We start from the raw sequence: 16,480 nt of genomic DNA, 5'->3' as shown, positions 1-16,480 counted from the left end.
ATTATACATAATTAAACAGAGACGTTATTTTCCCTTAATGCTTCATTCAGTGACGTTTTAAGGTCAGTAGATGGCTTACGCTGGCCAATAATTATTGCACAGGGAACGTGATATTCTCCAGCGGGAAACTGTTTAGCATAACTTCCTGGAATCACAACGGAGTTAGCAGGGACAAAGCCTTTGTATTCAACTGGCGTGTTGCCAGTCACGTCAATAATCTTTGACGATCCTGTAATTGTTACACCAGCACCCAGTACAGCCCGTTTCCCAATGTGGGCACCTTCTACTACAATGCAACGGGAACCTACAAATGCTCCATCTTCGATAATAACGGGGGCTGCTTGCGGTGGCTCCAGTACACCACCGATGCCGACACCCCCACTAAGGTGAACATCTTTACCAATTTGTGCGCAACTACCAACTGTTGCCCACGTGTCGACCATTGTGCGTTCATCGACGTAAGCACCAATGTTCACATAGGATGGCATTAGTATGACACCGGGTGCCTGGTAAGAACCAAACCGTGCAACGGCAGGAGGCACTGCTCTAACTTTAGCTTCAGCGAAATTGGTCTTAAGGGGTATTTTGTCGTTAAATGTAAAGATCCCAACTTCCTCGGTCTTCATTTGCTGACTAACGAAATAAAGTAGGATCGCCTTTTTTACCCACTCATTGACAGTCCAGCTGTCTTCTTCAGTTGTGGGTGGCGTTGCCACGCGGAGTTCTCCCCTATCTAATTGATTTATTACGTCTTTGATTAAATTGATGGATTGCGGCTCGGATAATAATTCACGGTTGGCCCAGATGTCCTCGATTTGATTGATCATTTAATTAAAGTGAATGTTTATAAATACACACATAACTACCTGAATATCAATAATATATTTTTATGAACGAAATTTTCTATTGTTATACAACAATATTATAGAGAAGTCAGAAATTCTTTTTCCAAAGGTAACACGAACACACGTATAGTTGAAATATAAGAATCAAATTATTTGTGCCTTGGTATTTGCCTCAACTCTCCAATCAGTAGGTTATGCTTACATTGACCATCTGTGCTATGATCGACTCTCTAAACGGATGTATTAATCGTCGACCATAAATCGTTGTGCCACGTACCCACACTTAAATTAGGAGTGGCAAAAATTAGGCCTGTTTTTTCAACGCGTTTAAAAGAATAGGATCAGTAATAAATACATCAATATCCAAAGGTCGTTTTCCTAACATATATCCTGTTAAACCGAGTGTAATGGTCATGGTAATAGATAGAAGTCTTACCTAAACGCTGATCAGAATACCAGCCATCATTAGGCAACCAGTAAAACGGATTTTATGCATTCTACAAGGATATAGCCTGTTGTATGTTTATTGGTTGACTGTAGTGTTCTATGGACAATTAGTGGAGTAAACTCTACTCAGTAAGGTAGTAAAGGGCTCTTGAGTATGTTTATTAAAAGAATTTGTGCTGTTTATATCTAAGGATCCTAATTATATCCGTATAGAAAAACTATTTCAGCCTTGCTAATGAGATTTACACCACGAATGATACGGTTTCCTTAGCAAGGCTACTGATATAATGTCAACCTATATAATATAAAAATATTCAATTAAAATCAGGTTGTTCTTACTCTCCTCCTACCCATGGTGCTTAGTAAAAACGAATAGAAGTAAATCTTAATGGCATTAGTAAAAAAAAACATGAATAAATTAGTATTTTAGTAATACTATTATCAAATTCTAATATAAATTAGTAAATATTACTAAAAATGCTATTAATGTTTAGTATTTACTAATAAAAATACTAATTTTCTACTATAATTGACACAAATACTAAAGCAGTATATGCTATTTTGCTAAAATGCTGTCTTATCAGTTATTATCATCAAGTGCATTAGTAATTTCTTTTTGCCTATATCGGCTTATAAATCTGTATATTTGACCCCGAAAACAAACCAATTTTCTCTGTACATGGAAAAAATACGCGTTGCTATTAACGGCTTTGGCCGTATTGGGCGGTTATCATTCAGACGTCTACTTGAAAAAGAAAACATAGAAGTAGTCGCTATCAATGACCTAACCGATAATGCGACATTAGCTCACTTGCTTAAGTATGACTCCGTTCACGGTAAATTTTCCGGAACAGTTGCTTCTGATGGCGAAAGTCTGACCGTAAATGGCATTAGAATTAATGCATATGCTGAGCGTGACCCAAAAAATCTTCCCTGGAGTGCATTAAACGTTGATGTTGTTCTGGAATCAACCGGACGATTCGTTGACCAGGCCGGTGCAGGCATGCACCTACAAGCTGGCGCTAAAAAGGTGGTTATCTCTGCTCCTGCTAAAGGAAATATTCCAACTGTAGTATTAGGTGTGAATGATGACACCTTAACAGGCGAGGAAACGATTATTTCCAATGCTTCCTGCACAACGAACTGCCTCGCGCCAATGGCGAAAGTCCTGGACGACGTCTTCGGAATCGAGAAGGGTTATATGACAACCATTCACGCTTACACAGCCGACCAGAATTTACAGGATGCCCCTCACTCTGATCTTCGCCGAGCCAGAGCTGCCGCTTTATCAATTGTGCCGACCTCAACGGGAGCCGCTAAAGCTGTAGGACTGGTTCTTCCACAGTTAAAGGGCAAACTTGATGGTAATGCCATGCGTGTACCAACACCAGATGGTTCTTTAACCGATCTGACAGTAGTTTTGAAACGGGAAGCCTCAATTCAGGAAATTAATGATGCCATCAAACAGGCATCGGAAACTACTTTGAACGGCATCCTTGAGTACTGCACGGACGAAATTGTATCGATTGACATTGTAGGCAATCCACATTCCTGCATTTTCGACTCAAAATTGACAGCTGCTAATGGTACACTGGTGAAAGTTGTAGGCTGGTATGATAACGAATACGGTTATTCCAGCCGTGTTGCAGATCTTATCGGCAAGTTATTTTAACAATGTAACATGGAGATTTACAGCTTAATTCAATTATTTAAATTTACAAAATTAATCATGTAAATCATCCATCAAATTACAATAGTTAATTTACAAATGGGTGTGATTTTATTAAATCACACCCATTTTACATTGTAAATAGTTAATCGTAAATCCCTTATCAAAAAAGATTTGTTCGTACTTCGTTTTTATGCCTAAATGGATTTCATTCAGTGGAGAGTTATATAAGTCAGTTGTGTATTGTAAATCTCTACCTTGGGCTGCTTGAACCTGCTCCAGACTATAGGTAAACAGCTCCGGATTATCCGTTTTTAAGTGTAGCGTCCCTCCCGGAACAAGCAAGGATTGGTACATAGCTAAAAAACGAGGATGTGTGAGCCGATGTTTCTCCTGTTTTGGTCTTGGCTGTGGATCCGGGAAAGTGATCCAGATCTCATTAATTTCCCCTTTAGTGAAGAATTCGCCCAGAAAGTTAATGTCCGTTCGCAAGAACGCTACATTCGATAAACCCAGATTTTGAGCAATTCTGGAACCCCGAGCGATCCTGTCTCCCTTAATGTCAACACCAATAAAATTTACATTCGGAAAAGCCTGCGCTAATCCTACCGTATATTCCCCTTTTCCACAGGCCAGTTCAAGAACAATTGGATTCCCGTTCCCAAAAAAGTCAGGTCGCCAACGACCGAGAATTGTTTTATAAAGGGGCTTACCAGATTCGATGACATTTGTACTCTCTGCATTCTGAAGAAAGCGATGCGATTTTCTACGAGTCACGTTTATAAATTGGTTAATTCAGCAATGGTATAATTACTACCAGTTATAAGCAGTAAATCAGCTGGGTCAGCCTGCTCCAGGGCTGCCGCTAAAGCAGTATTTACATCAGTAAACACATCACCCATACGGCCAAAAGCACGCGCTTCCTGTTGTAGTAACTGAGCAGATAATGAGCGGGGCGTATTCGCCTGACAAAAGTAATAAACGGCAGTTGTGGGCAATACAGACAGTACCTTACTACGATCTTTATCTGCCACAAGCCCAATAATGATACGAAGCGTTTTGTAACGTATAGATCGTATCGTCTCGAAGAGAGCTTCTAAACCAGATTGGTTGTGGGCAGTATCCGCAATAACCGTTGGATGTGAACGCAGGGTTTGAAAACGACCTGTTAATCCTGTCAATGAACTTACGGAAGCGAGCCCCTCCTGCTGTTCAGTCACTGTAACGGGAAACTGTCGTTGCAATAGATTCACAGTAGCCACAACACCTGGGAGGTTCTTGAGTTGGTAAGTTCCCAACAGATCGAGTTTAACAAGCCAGCCAGACTCATCACCACGGCTTACATACGCCTGACGAATTCCGTCAACCAAACCCAAATCATTTACCAGATACTGTCGATCGGCAAAGGTTATAGGAGCCTGAAGCGATGCCGCTACGGATGTAAATACATCCTGTGTTTCCGGATGTGATTCGCCAATAATAACCGGAACCCCTGGTTTAATAATACCCGCTTTTTCGGCGGCTATGAGCGGGAGCGTATCCCCCAGTATATCAGTATGATCGTAACCTATATTCGTAATAACCGAAGCAACAGGGGTGATCACATTGGTCGAATCAAGACGCCCCCCCAGGCCAACTTCAATAATGGCTACGTCAACGGCGTGACGAGCAAAGAAATCGAAGGCCATGGCAACCGTTACTTCGAAAAAAGAAGGCTCAACCGATTCTATCAACGGCTGCTGCTGCTCTACAAAGCGGACAACCTCATCTTCCGGAATAGGCTGTCCGTTCAATCGAATCCGCTCCGTAAATGATTTGAGATGGGGGGACGTATATAGGCCAACGCGATACCCTGCCGACTGGTAAATAGCCGCGAGCATATGGGAGGTACTCCCCTTCCCATTTGTTCCGGCAACGTGAATGCTGGTAAACTGCTGATGCGGGTTTCCAAGCCCTTCGCACAGTAATATGGTATTTCCTAAACCGGGCTTTATGGCTTTAGGACCAATTCGATGAAAAACTGGGAGCCGACTATATAAATAGTCGATTGCTTCCGTGTACTGCATTAATCTTTTGACTTAATGATAAATGTTATGGTACCGCTTGCCGTTGGTGGTGTAGCCCCCCCCTTTGGCCGCAGCCGTAGCCGTTGAACGGCTTTCCGGTATACTTCTACAACCGACGGGCTAACCGTTGTTTGCTGGGTTTGAACCCGGATTATTTCACCTTCCCCATCTACGGTTATCTTAAAGACGATCTTCCCGGTTTCATCTGAATCATCATTAATACTGGGACGACTGGCCAAAGACCAACCCGAAACATCAAAAGCTACACCAGAAGAACTCCCCCCCGGGGTGCCGTAAAGTGCTTTGGCATCTATCTTCCCATTGGGGTTGCCTTTATCACCCACCCCACTGGCGTCGTCACCATTATTGTTACCACCTGTTCCTGAGACTTTCCCAACCGTTCCATTAGAACCTCCTCCTCCAGATGATTTCTTGAACAGGGCATCGTTATTAACCGTCTCCACCTTTTTGGGTGGGGCCGGAGGGGCTGGACGCTCTACAGGAGCCGTTGGCTTAGCTGATTCAACACGCTTGGGTTCAGGGCGCTCGGGCGTCGTAACGGGACTCTCCGATTTACTGGCAATAATTGGTTTCTCCGTAGCGGTTTTGGCCGGTTTGGCCTCCTCTACCTTTGGTGATGGGGTCACGCGGGTCTTTTCTACTCGGGGCGTGGTGTTTACCTTGGGATTTGGTCGTTTATCAGCGGCTTTGACATCCACCGGATTAGGGGAGTCTGAGGCTTTATTGTACGTTTGAATACGTCCGCTGCCACGGGCATCGGTACCAAAATTAACCTCTACAAACTCAATGGGGGGCGGATTGGGAACAGTTTGGGATAAGTTGACCAGCAATAGCAGGGCGACTAAAATCACGTTGATGATAATAGCACCAGCCAGGGACTTTACCCGGATCTCATCCTCATTCTCAAAGGTAATACGGTTCATGCAGGGGATCGTTTTCCTGATAATAACGCTACCAGTGCCTACTTCGTTTATGAACGGGACGTTTATAGGCCAACTGGGTAAACAAAGTAACTCAAAAATTAACAAGGTACCTGTAAAACGGCTTGTATTAATTGGGAAAAAGAATTAGTTTGACTGACTTGTTTAACGATGCTGCCCACAACCTATACAATTTATATGTATAGATATGAGAACAAAGGGGACCCTCGTATATTTGGCTAATGAATATGACACTGATGTAGTTAATTATACCCAGTGCACCTACCTAAACTACTCATCATTAGTAATTTATGAACGAAGTAATCGAGTTTTTTCAGCAACTCGCAAATGTTAACGATTGGCCTCCCCGCTGGTATTGTGGTCGCTGGACAGACTTTCACGGCTGGCTTTATATACTATCTGACTTAACCATTTGGCTGGCCTACATGGCTATCCCGCTCATTTTAATCCGATTTATACTAGTCAAAAAGGGCGTACCCCTGTCCGGGGTTTTTGTCCTGTTTGGTGCCTTCATTCTTCTCTGCGGGCTTACCCACCTGCTCGATGCAGTCATGTTCTGGTGGCCCGCCTATCGAATCAATGCCCTGGTCCGTTTTTGTACCGCCATGGTATCCATTGCAACCGTTCTCGCTTTGATCCGGTACTTCGATGAAGCCGTTGGCCTCCGTACATCAAAAGAATATGACCGCGAGTTGTCTTTTCGTCAGCAGGCTATGCAGGAGCTTACCCGCTCTAATGAAGAGCTGCAACAGTTTGCCTATATCGCATCGCATGACTTACAGTCACCGCTCAAAACAATCGTTAACTACCTTACACTGCTCGAAAGTAAACACGGAGAGAAACTGGATACGGATGCTGTCCGATTAATCAATGTATCGACAGCTGCCGCCGAACGGATGCGGGTGCTGATCAACGACCTGCTCGACTTCTCCCGCGTGGGTACAGATATCGATTTTCAAACGGTAGACCTCAACGAGGTACTGGCCGAAATACTGGAGGAACATCAAACCGAAATACGGTTAACCGGGGCTTCGATTGATGTTGGCCCACTCCCTACAATCAGAGCCCACCGAACCGATTTAAAACAGGTATTCCAGAATCTTGTCACCAATGGACTGAAGTATCGACGGGCAGACGTTGTTCCCCATATCCGAATACGGGCGTCCGACGAAGGAAATCAATACCGATTTACGGTCAGCGATAACGGGATTGGTATCGATTCAAAATACTATGATCGGGTATTCCAGATTTTTCAGCGGCTGCACGGTCGAAATGAATACCCGGGAACGGGCATTGGTTTAGCTACCTGTAAAAAAGTGGTCGACATTTACGGCGGACAGATCGGACTCGACAGTACGGTAGGTGTGGGCTCAACATTTTATGTAGTCATTCCAAAAGTTATCAAGACAAGTCAGCATTATGCCCAGACCCATTCACTGTATCCTGTTAATTGACGACGACCCCGACGATAACTTCCTTCACCGGCTTGTCATCAACGAATCCAATCAGTGCGATGACGTTCGAATAGTAACCAGCGGCATGCAGGCGCTTACCTACCTGACCCATACCGATCATCCCGATTATATCCGCCCCGATGTCGTTTTCGTTGATATAAATATGCCCGGTATGAATGGATTCGAGTTTCTGGAAGAGTACCAAAAACTCGATACGCAACTCAAAGGGCAAGTGGTTGTCGTAATGCTGACGACCTCAATCAGTTTTGTGGATCGGCAACGGGCGGGTTCCCTGCCAGAAATCAATGGCTATCGGACTAAGCCCCTAACGCTCGCCATGATCAACGAACTGGTCGATGCGTATTTTTCTTAACACTGTTAGCTTATCCCATGCCCGTTCTTCAACCTATTGTTAACATTGCCGAACTTCTCTATCAGAAAGGCATAACGGATGTTGTTGTCTCACCGGGCTCCCGCTCGGCACCCCTGACGCTGGCCGTGGCCCGGCACCGACACCTGCGGGTTCGGGTCATGGCGGATGAACGTTCCGCCTGCTTTGTTGCGCTCGGGATGGCTCTCCAGAGTCAGCGAGCGGTAGCGGTTATCTGTACCTCGGGGAGTGCCGTTTACAACCTGGCCCCAGCCGTTGCGGAAGCATTCTTCGGACAGGTACCCCTCCTGCTCCTAACCGCCGACCGGCCGCACGAGTGGCTTCACCAGCAGGATGGTCAAACAATCAATCAGGCTGGTATTTTTGGAACCCACGTAAAACGTAGTTATGACCTGCCAGCCGACTACACCCACGCCGACGCACGCTGGTTCATCGAACGGACACTTAACGAGGCTATAACCCTCAGCCAGCTCACACCGGCCGGACCCGTACATGTCAATGTGCCCCTTCGCGAACCCTTCTATCCAACCACCGACGAGTCATTCGCCTACGGTCCAGTGCGGACTATTGAGGTACTCTCAGCCCAGCCGACTCTACCCGCCGATAGCTGGCACCGCCTGCTCACCGAATGGGAACAAAGCAAGCGGACGCTGATCGCCGTGGGACAGTTGCCATACAATCCGGCCCTGTTGACCGTTCTGCGGAAACTTAGTGAAGAAACAGGAGTAGTTATTGTTGGTGAACTAGTTGGGAACATTCCCCGGAATAATTTATTCATCACCCGGACTGATACGTTCCTGGCCGGGATTGGGGAGACGAACGCGCGTACGCTGCAGCCCGATTTACTCCTGACCATTGGCAACTCATTCCTGACCCGAAACCTTAAAACGTTTCTGCGCCAGTATCCGGCACACAGGCACTGGCATATTCAACCCGCCATCGACCACATCAATGATTCCTTTCAGAGTCTGACAACCCTGATCCCGGCAGATCCCCTCGCCTTTCTGGAAAAACTCTTTGCCGATGTCGACTACCAGCGGTTCCTTCAGGGCGACGATGAGGCCGAAGACCAGCAGGAATTCCTGAGTCGATGGCACCACATGGACCGAGAGGCCACCCGTCTGGTTGAAAAAACCCTCGCCGAACCCAGCCAGCCACTAACCGACTGGCTGGCAGTACAACGTATTCTCGACCAGCTACCGGATGCATCCATACTGCATCTGGCCAATAGTATGCCCGTTCGTTACGCTAACCTGTGCGGATTGGACGAACGACAGCAAATTAGTGTATCCTCAAACCGCGGGGTTAGTGGCATTGACGGTTGTTTGAGTACGGCCGTTGGAGCTGCGCTGATGACAGATAAGCTCGTTACTCTATTAATTGGCGACGTCGCTTTTTTCTATGATCGAAATGCCCTCTGGTCGGCTCCGGTTCCACCCAACCTGCGGATTATTTTATTGAATAATGACAGCGGGCATATCTTCCGAATCATCGACGGCCCCAGTCGACAACCCGAGCTGGAAACCTATTTCGAAACACCCCACGGCTATACAGCCAGAAATACCGCACAGGATGCCGGGCTGACGTACATACTCTGTAATTCTGCTGAAGCACTTGGGGAGATACTATCCGATTTTTTCCAGCCAGCCTCAACCGCTAAACTCCTTGAATTAAAAACGGACAAACAGGCCAATCAAGATCTGTTCTTATCCTACAAAGCTTCGGTGAAAGCGTTTCAATCCCGTTCCGTTAATCAATGATACGTAGTCGGCTCCCCTACTGCTACACATTAAAGCCTCAAATAACTATACCTGTAGTTATAGTTATTTGAGGCTTATTATCCGAATACAACGTTTAATCAATTCACGCGACATCTACTTACATTGCTGAGACCGGATTTTTCTGGACTGTACATCACCGGCCAATTCGCCCAGTCGCCAGGCTTCGCAGGCGGCCTGCTGCTGGTTGAGGGCCTGCTCCGCTATACCGATATAATAATAGATCTGATCTACAGACGCATCCAGTTTTTCGGTCTGCCGAAATTCGGCAAGTGCCTTGTCCGCCTGTTTCTGACTCAGGTAATACAAGCCGAGGGTTTGATGAGCCCAGGCATTCCGGTCATCGCGTTGCAGAGACTCCTGCACCAGCGGTAGTGCGTCAGAAGCCCGGTTTAGTTTCAGTAGTAGATACGCTTTGTTGTTCAGGTAATACGGCTGTCGGGGTTGTAAAGCCAGTGCACGTTCTACATAGACGAGCGCTTCGGCAAAATTGCCGGCACGCGCGAGGAGCAAACTCTGATTGTTCAAGGCCGCATCTTGTTTTGGATTGAGCCGAAGAGCCCGCTGAATATCCTCACCGGCCTGGTCATAGGCCTTCTGACTATACAATAAAGCCCCTCGGTTGGTTAGAGCCTCCACATTATCGGGGTTAAGTTGCAAAGCCCGGTCGTAGGCCACCTGGGCCTGGGCCTGCTTCCCCAGTCGTACATAGGCATCGCCCAAACGAGTTTGGTAGAAGGTAGAATCCTGGTATTGTTTGTTGATCCGCATCAAGTCGGACACACTACCGGCCGCATCACCGGTTTCGAGGAGAACCTCGGCCCGATTAAAGTACGCCGTACCAAAATCAGGGTCCAGTTCAATAGCACGGGTGTAGTCAGCCAACGCCCCCTCCCGGTCGTCGTCCCGGAACTTGGCTAACCCCCGGTTATTATAGGCGTCCGCAAAATCTGATTTTTTGGCGATGGCTTCTGAATAGAACCGGATTGCCTCTTTGTACTCACGTTTCTGCAACTGAACATTCCCCTTTAGGAAAAACTGAGCAGCCTCATCGGTAGTGTTATTGCCGCAGCGAACAAAAAAGATAGATGTAAAAATCAGCAGGAGTACCTGACGAATGATATATACTCGGAATAGTGAGTGGGCCATTGCGTTAGTTACCTTTGCGAAAGAATATGGTTTTATCGGAAAATAATTCATAGTTTATTAATCATCATTACGCCTATGCGTTTCGTTCAGGATATCCCCCACACCCGTTTTCGCATCGGCCTGTATGCCTGGAACGGCAAATATATCGTCAAAATTGAAGCAGGGCCGTATGAGCAGACATATAAAATCAGCGAAATGGACCTGACCGACCCGGCGGTTGTACCCGCCATGCTCGATGAGCTTTTTATGAGCCGGGTTGCGCAGCGATTTCAGGACATGGATGCCGACTGGCAAGCCACCGGCGAGCGAAATGATGCGTTTTAAGCCAACCGATACATGAACTTACCTGACAATACCGACCCTGATGCACCGGATACTGCCGTTCCTACAGGTGTGGATGGTCAGGAAGCGGTAGTGCCTGATACGCCCGAAAAACCTGGGGCACACCAGGAGGCTGAAACTAGTAATGACGAATTAGTTACTCTTCTTGAGTTATTACGCAAGTTTATCGGGGTCGATTTTACGCATTATAAAACAGCTACTATCCGGCGACGGGTACTCCGGCGGATGGCACTGTATAAACTACGGGCAGTGCCGGACTATATGGACTATCTGCACCAGCATCCAACAGAAGCAGGTTTGCTGTATCATGATCTACTCATTAACGTAACCAGCTTTTTCCGGGATACCGACACGATGGACTACCTGGGAAATGTTCTTTTCCCCAGACTACTTACTACTAAACCACTCAATCAGCCCTTCAGGCTCTGGATTCCGGCCTGCTCAACGGGCGAAGAAGTTTACTCGCTGGCTATCTTGCTGCTGGAAGCAATGGGCAATCTCGATAAGACTGTCTCCATCCAGATTTTTGCTACCGATCTGAGTGAACGGGTCATTGCTCGCGCCAGATTAGGCCGTTATTCAGCCAGCCAGGTGGCGGATATTTCCCCCAGGCGGCTAAAACGTTTTTTTACCGAAGATCAGGACGGGTTCTGCATCAGTAAGGTTATCCGCGATTTGTGCGTTTTTGCCACCCACAACATCTTTGTCGATCCGCCCTTCTCCCGGCTCGACCTGGTTAGCTGCCGCAACCTGCTGATTTACACAGATAACGTGCTCCAGCGGAAAGCGATTGCCACCTTTCATTATGCCCTGAACCCAACGGGTCACCTAATCCTGGGAAAAGCCGAAACGATTGGTTCGTCGACCATGCTCTTTACGCAGATAGCCAAGAACTTTAAAATCTACGCCCGAAAAAACATGGGTCTTCGTTCGGTTATGCCGCTGGTGGATTTATTGCAGCAACGAACAACCACAACCCCTGGCTATCTGAATCGGCTCGATTATACCGGCGATCAGGAGCCAGTGCCGGTACCCGGTTCCTACCCTCCCGTTAACCTAATCGTTCCTGAACCATCACCCCCCGATTATGCGGCTGAAGCGGGTGAAAAAAGAGAGCTACAATCTATGTCTATGCATCAAAAACCTGGTCAGCCCGACGATTTGGACCAACGTGTCAATGGACTGCTTACCCAGTATACCCCACCCTCCGTTGTTATCAATAAAGACATGGAGATTATCCGCTTTCAGGGGTCAACCAGCCTGTTTCTGGAACCTGCACCGGGTCGGGCTAATTTCAATCTCTTGAAGATGGCCCGACCCGAGCTGGTCTTTGACCTGCGTACGGCCATTAACAAAGCGCATAAATCCGGCCAGCCAGCGTCAAAAACCGGGTTGATGATCCGGGTGCGGGAGCAGACATACCATATAACGATCAATGCCGTCCCTTTCCTGTCCCAAAACCATGAACCCCTGATACTGGTTATTTTCGGCGAGGTGACCCCTACCCTACAGCCCGCTATCTCCCTGACCCAGCTCCGCAACCGACGCATTAAACAACTGGAGGACGAGTTGGTAACCCTGCGGGATGATATGCGGTCGATGTTTGAAGAACAGGAAGCTGGCCGGGAAGAACTGCAATCCGCTAATGAAGAGATTATCAGTAGCAATGAGGAGTTGCAGAGCATCAATGAAGAGCTGGAAACCAGTAAAGAAGAGATCCAGTCGAATAACGAAGAACTGCAAACCATCAATCAGGAGCTGCAGCTCAGCAACGATCAGTTGTCAGAAGCCTACGATTATTCCGACGCCATCTTTGGAACGATCCGCGAAACGGTACTCGTACTCGACAAAGACCTCCGTGTGCGAACAGCCAACCGGGCTTTTTTTAAAACCTTCCGAATTGAGCCCGACGATACAATTGGCCGCCTTTTATACGAATTAGGGAACCGCCAGTGGGATATACCCGCCCTGCGTTCGTTGCTCGACCAGGTAATTAATCAGAACACCCCGATTCAGGCCTATGAGATGGTCCATCATTTCCAGGATTTAGGCGAAAAGGTCTTGCGGCTCAATGCACGGAAGGTCGTTCGGCTACAGGGTCAGGCCGCTATACTGCTCGCGATTGAAGACATTACCGATCATTCGCAGGTCCAGCGCTTGCTAATATTTCTACAGAGTATACTGTCCCACGCACCGGTTGGCATTCAGTTGTTCAAATCGGTTCGGAATGAACGCAACACCATTGTGGATTTTCAACTGGTTCCACTGGTGAATGAATTAGGGCAACGGGATAAACAGTCGGTGGAAGATCTGTACAAAACCAGTTATAAAGCCCTATTCAGCGACACCGAACAAAGTGACTTATTTTCCCGGTATGTACAGGTTGTTGAAACCGGCGAACCTATGCAGGTTGAAATACTCGACGAACTGGCCCGCCAGCCCGAATGGCACCTGATTTCGGCGAATCGCTTTGAGGACGGATTTCTGTTGGTAACCTCCACAATCACGGATCGGAAGAAAGCGGAAGAAGCGATTCTGGAGCGAGAAGCCCAACTCAGTCGGCTGGTAGAAAACACCCCTGATGTGATTACCCGATGGGATAAAAACCAACGATTGGTTTTCGCTAATTCGGCTTTCTCCCGAAAAACCGGCTTACCCTCGAACCAGTTGCTGGGGCTCACCAACCTGGAAATGGGACAGCCCAATGAAATTGCGATTCCTTATATGGATAGTTTACAGGAAGTGCTGGACACAGGACAACCGAAAGAGCATTATAACGTTTATGCCCAACCCGATGGGGCCGTCTTCTTCCAGTCGCGTTTGGTTCCCGAACTTGGGCAAGACGGTGCGGTCGAGGGAGTGCTGGCCATCGCTCGGGATATAACCCAGCTGAATGAAGGAACGATGCTTAAACAAGCCTATGAAACGATTCAGCAGGCCAACCGCGACCGCGACCGACAAGCCAAACGACTTCGACATATTCTGGATTCCTGCCCCACTGCTATTCTTACCCTAACCCCCCAATACATTGATAGGCAGAAGGAAGACGCCACAGAACTGACCGACTTCAGGATTGTGACCACCAACAAGACACTGGCCCAGTATCTTGATCAGGCAGAAACGATCCTGCCCGGAACACTTCTTAGTCAGTGGTTCGCCGACGCCAGCATTCTTGACCAGTGCCGCCAGGCTTATCTGGCACGTCAGTCTCAGGCCATCGAATGGCACCACTCGACCGACACCCACCACTCCTGGCTGGATGTTTCTCTTTCCCGAATCGATGACGAACTATTGATCACCTTTTCCGTTCGGCCAGAACCAGCATAACCCGGTAACTACTGAAAAATGGCTTACCGAGAATTAATGGCGGGCATAAGCAGCTACGCTTAGTTTAACGGAACAGGCTTTTGTTGGACAGGGCGCATTAACAGAAAGACAAGTAAGCTAAAAAACAGGGGTACAACCATGAGTCCATACTTGGGTGTATACCCTAGTGACATCAGGTCATCAACCGACGCATTATAGCGAACCATCATCGAACTGGCCGGTGTAGCCTTGTCGAACTCATCCTCACTAATGGGTATTACCCGCTCCCGGCCCCGATGTTGAATAGTAGCCTCGTACTCATACCAGCTATACTTGCGCCCATGAGTCGTCCTGTTAGTAGCCAGAACCGGTACAGAAATAGTGTGACCCTCTGTTTTTAACTGCTGATAGTATCGAAAATACGCTGCTGTATCGAACGTATAGAATACCGCAGCACACCCCAGTGCCACGACAAGAATAAACCGGGCGATGGTTTGCAGGAAAGGAATAGGGATGATGCTGACAATCAGCCCCGAGATAAAAAAGAATGACGCTGCAGACAAGAGTAGACATAGTAGTAACAGTCGATGCATCGGGGTAAAATCCCGAATCGACGACCACCCAATCAACCGGGATTTTCGGCTCGACTCGTTAAATGTTAAAACGGCATGTGCTTGTCGAAAAGCGTCATACTCTGGATGATACAGTAATTTCACCCGATCTCCGGTATCCACATAGCCGCTATCCATAACAAACCGACAGCTATAGGCTTTCCCTTTAAACTCGACCGTCAGGTACGTACTGTTGCTGAACAGATCCTGCCATGACCGTTGCTGTGGCTCGGCCTGGACAACCAAAACGGTCATCGCCACGCCCTTCATCAAAAACTCATCCTGTACGTATACGTCCCGGTAATAGTGCCACATTCCCCAGGTAGCCACCCCCAATAGCAGAGCAACGACCACTGATATGACAAAATTATACAGGCGACCCAGTGCGGTAACAATTTGCCGGAACATCAGTGACAATGTATTGATCTGAACAATAAGGCTCAAATTAAAGGTAAGTCAACCCCTTGTGCAGCAGAACGATTTTTTTGTGAACGGTTAACAAAAAAACGGCACCCACTTTCGCAGGAGCCGTTCTTCACAAGCAAACAGGAATTTTAGCCCAGGTACGTCTTCAACGCTTTCGACCGTGAGGTGTGGCGCAGGCGACGAATGGCTTTTTCTTTTATCTGCCGTACCCGTTCACGGGTCAGGTTGAATTTTTCACCAATTTCTTCGAGTGTCATGGCATGTTCGCCATTCAGACCGAAATAAAGCGTGATCACATCGGCTTCGCGCTGGGTGAGCGTCGAGAGTGCCCGTTGAACTTCTTTCCGCAGCGAGTCATTGATCAGGCCCGAATCAGGCTTGTCTTCGCCGTCGTTTTCAAGTACATCGAGCAGGCTGTTTTCTTCTCCCTGTACGAAAGGCGCATCCATGGATACGTGACGTCCCGAAATTTTGAGCGTGTCAACAACTTCCGCAGCTGAAATTTCCAGCACGGCCGCCAATTCTTCCGGCGACGGTTCCCGCTCGAATTTTTGCTCCAGATCGGAGAACGTCTTCGAAATTTTGTTCAGCGAACCTACCCGGTTGAGGGGCAGACGCACGATCCGTGACTGTTCGGCCAGGGCCTGGAGAATAGACTGACGAATCCACCAAACGGCGTACGAGATAAATTTAAATCCACGTGTTTCGTCGAAGCGCTGAGCAGCCTTGATCAAACCCAGGTTTCCTTCGTTGATCAGGTCACCTAATGATAGCCCCTGATTTTGATACTGTTTGGCAACCGATACGACGAAACGCAGGTTTGCTTTCGTTAATCGTTCCAGCGACAATTGGTCACCTTCCCGAATTTTCTGGGCCAGCGTTACTTCCTCATCGGGCGTAAGCAGATCCACCTTACCAATTTCCTGCAAGTACTTGTCTAACGACTGGCTCTCGCGGTTGGTTATCTGTTTTGAAATTTTTAGCTGTCTCATAATCCGTTGTCCCCGGTGGAGTGACTATATAACGCTAACGTA

Annotated in this window: 13 protein-coding genes; 6 read left to right on the top strand and 7 right to left on the bottom strand. The window is 47.5% G+C overall.

Features of this window, described 5'->3' with window-relative positions; translation table 11 throughout:
- Positions 1–11: 11 nt before the first annotated feature.
- A complete protein-coding gene (locus NT073_RS17655; protein ID WP_297375976.1) occupies positions 12–827 on the bottom strand; it encodes a 2,3,4,5-tetrahydropyridine-2,6-dicarboxylate N-succinyltransferase in 816 nt (271 codons plus the stop codon).
- 1,144 nt (positions 828–1,971) lie between these two features.
- On the opposite strand from NT073_RS17655, the gene gap reads away from it, so the two are divergent.
- Entirely contained in the window at positions 1,972–2,964 is a 993-nt protein-coding gene (gene gap, locus NT073_RS17650) for a type I glyceraldehyde-3-phosphate dehydrogenase (protein WP_297375974.1), read from the top strand.
- A 111-nt stretch (positions 2,965–3,075) separates the two neighbouring features.
- Here gap and trmB read toward each other — a convergent pair whose 3' ends face one another.
- The 3 genes from trmB to NT073_RS17635 are packed head-to-tail and all read right to left on the bottom strand — an operon-like array spanning position 3,076 to position 5,971.
- Positions 3,076–3,738: a tRNA (guanosine(46)-N7)-methyltransferase TrmB gene (trmB, locus tag NT073_RS17645; RefSeq protein WP_297375972.1), complete on the bottom strand. Its 663-nt coding sequence runs from the start codon at positions 3,736–3,738 to the stop codon at positions 3,076–3,078.
- 2 nt (positions 3,739–3,740) lie between these two features.
- The gene (locus tag NT073_RS17640; protein ID WP_297375970.1) at positions 3,741–5,027 is read right to left on the bottom strand and encodes a folylpolyglutamate synthase/dihydrofolate synthase family protein; all 1,287 of its coding nucleotides are present in this window, start codon (positions 5,025–5,027) and stop codon (positions 3,741–3,743) included.
- Entirely contained in the window at positions 5,027–5,971 is a 945-nt protein-coding gene (locus NT073_RS17635) for a hypothetical protein (protein WP_297375968.1), read from the bottom strand. The genes NT073_RS17640 and NT073_RS17635 overlap by 1 nt, the downstream gene beginning before the upstream one ends.
- A 308-nt stretch (positions 5,972–6,279) precedes the next feature.
- Here NT073_RS17635 and NT073_RS17630 point away from each other — a divergent pair, with 308 nt between their 5' ends.
- Genes NT073_RS17630 through menD form a run of 3 tightly spaced genes read left to right on the top strand, consistent with a single transcriptional unit; the run spans position 6,280 to position 9,594 of the window.
- Positions 6,280–7,443, top strand: coding sequence for an ATP-binding protein (locus NT073_RS17630; protein WP_297375966.1), 1,164 nt, complete (start codon positions 6,280–6,282; stop codon positions 7,441–7,443).
- The gene (locus tag NT073_RS17625; protein WP_297375964.1) at positions 7,409–7,816 is read left to right on the top strand and encodes a response regulator; all 408 of its coding nucleotides are present in this window, start codon (positions 7,409–7,411) and stop codon (positions 7,814–7,816) included. Before NT073_RS17630 ends, NT073_RS17625 begins: the two co-directional genes overlap by 35 nt.
- A 17-nt stretch (positions 7,817–7,833) precedes the next feature.
- On the top strand, positions 7,834–9,594 hold the full coding sequence (gene menD, locus NT073_RS17620) for a 2-succinyl-5-enolpyruvyl-6-hydroxy-3-cyclohexene-1-carboxylic-acid synthase (RefSeq protein WP_297375962.1): 1,761 nt from the start codon (positions 7,834–7,836) through the stop codon (positions 9,592–9,594).
- 114 nt (positions 9,595–9,708) lie between these two features.
- On the opposite strand, the gene NT073_RS17615 is transcribed toward menD, so the two are convergent.
- On the bottom strand, positions 9,709–10,761 hold the full coding sequence (locus tag NT073_RS17615; RefSeq protein ID WP_297375960.1) for a tetratricopeptide repeat protein: 1,053 nt from the start codon (positions 10,759–10,761) through the stop codon (positions 9,709–9,711).
- Positions 10,762–10,836: 75 nt separating this feature from the next.
- On the opposite strand from NT073_RS17615, the gene NT073_RS17610 reads away from it, so the two are divergent.
- Together NT073_RS17610 and NT073_RS17605 are read left to right on the top strand one after the other, a co-directional pair.
- Positions 10,837–11,085, top strand: a complete 249-nt coding sequence (locus tag NT073_RS17610) for a hypothetical protein (protein WP_297375958.1) — start codon at positions 10,837–10,839, stop codon at positions 11,083–11,085.
- Between the two features lie 12 nt (positions 11,086–11,097).
- A complete protein-coding gene (locus tag NT073_RS17605; protein WP_297375956.1) occupies positions 11,098–14,430 on the top strand; it encodes a CheR family methyltransferase in 3,333 nt (1,110 codons plus the stop codon).
- 59 nt (positions 14,431–14,489) lie between these two features.
- Here the strand turns inward: NT073_RS17605 and NT073_RS17600 are convergent, their stop codons facing one another.
- The gene (locus NT073_RS17600; RefSeq protein ID WP_297375954.1) at positions 14,490–15,428 is read right to left on the bottom strand and encodes a hypothetical protein; all 939 of its coding nucleotides are present in this window, start codon (positions 15,426–15,428) and stop codon (positions 14,490–14,492) included.
- A gap of 146 nt (positions 15,429–15,574) precedes the next feature.
- Positions 15,575–16,438, bottom strand: coding sequence for a sigma-70 family RNA polymerase sigma factor (locus NT073_RS17595; protein ID WP_009282104.1), 864 nt, complete (start codon positions 16,436–16,438; stop codon positions 15,575–15,577).
- Positions 16,439–16,480 lie beyond the last annotated feature (42 nt).

Origin of the sequence: Spirosoma sp., assembly GCF_026391055.1 — a bacterium.
Taxonomy (GTDB): Bacteria; Bacteroidota; Bacteroidia; order Cytophagales; family Spirosomataceae; genus Spirosoma.
The sequence above is the reverse complement of the archived record's forward strand: the minus strand, read 5'-3'. Positions and strand labels throughout refer to the sequence as shown.

What these genes read in the sequence shown, in the direction of transcription:
- NT073_RS17655 (WP_297375976.1), bottom strand. Translation starts at nt 827, where the DNA reads ATGATCAATCAAATCGAGGACATCTGGGCCAACCGTGAATTATTATCC.
- gap (WP_297375974.1), top strand. Translation starts at nt 1,972, where the DNA reads ATGGAAAAAATACGCGTTGCTATTAACGGCTTTGGCCGTATTGGGCGG.
- NT073_RS17640 (WP_297375970.1), bottom strand. Translation starts at nt 5,027, where the DNA reads ATGCAGTACACGGAAGCAATCGACTATTTATATAGTCGGCTCCCAGTT.
- NT073_RS17635 (WP_297375968.1), bottom strand. Translation starts at nt 5,971, where the DNA reads ATGAACCGTATTACCTTTGAGAATGAGGATGAGATCCGGGTAAAGTCC.
- NT073_RS17630 (WP_297375966.1), top strand. Translation starts at nt 6,280, where the DNA reads ATGAACGAAGTAATCGAGTTTTTTCAGCAACTCGCAAATGTTAACGAT.
- NT073_RS17625 (WP_297375964.1), top strand. Translation starts at nt 7,409, where the DNA reads ATGCCCAGACCCATTCACTGTATCCTGTTAATTGACGACGACCCCGAC.
- menD (WP_297375962.1), top strand. Translation starts at nt 7,834, where the DNA reads ATGCCCGTTCTTCAACCTATTGTTAACATTGCCGAACTTCTCTATCAG.
- NT073_RS17615 (WP_297375960.1), bottom strand. Translation starts at nt 10,761, where the DNA reads ATGGCCCACTCACTATTCCGAGTATATATCATTCGTCAGGTACTCCTG.
- NT073_RS17610 (WP_297375958.1), top strand. Translation starts at nt 10,837, where the DNA reads ATGCGTTTCGTTCAGGATATCCCCCACACCCGTTTTCGCATCGGCCTG.
- NT073_RS17605 (WP_297375956.1), top strand. Translation starts at nt 11,098, where the DNA reads ATGAACTTACCTGACAATACCGACCCTGATGCACCGGATACTGCCGTT.
- NT073_RS17600 (WP_297375954.1), bottom strand. Translation starts at nt 15,428, where the DNA reads ATGTTCCGGCAAATTGTTACCGCACTGGGTCGCCTGTATAATTTTGTC.
- NT073_RS17595 (WP_009282104.1), bottom strand. Translation starts at nt 16,438, where the DNA reads ATGAGACAGCTAAAAATTTCAAAACAGATAACCAACCGCGAGAGCCAG.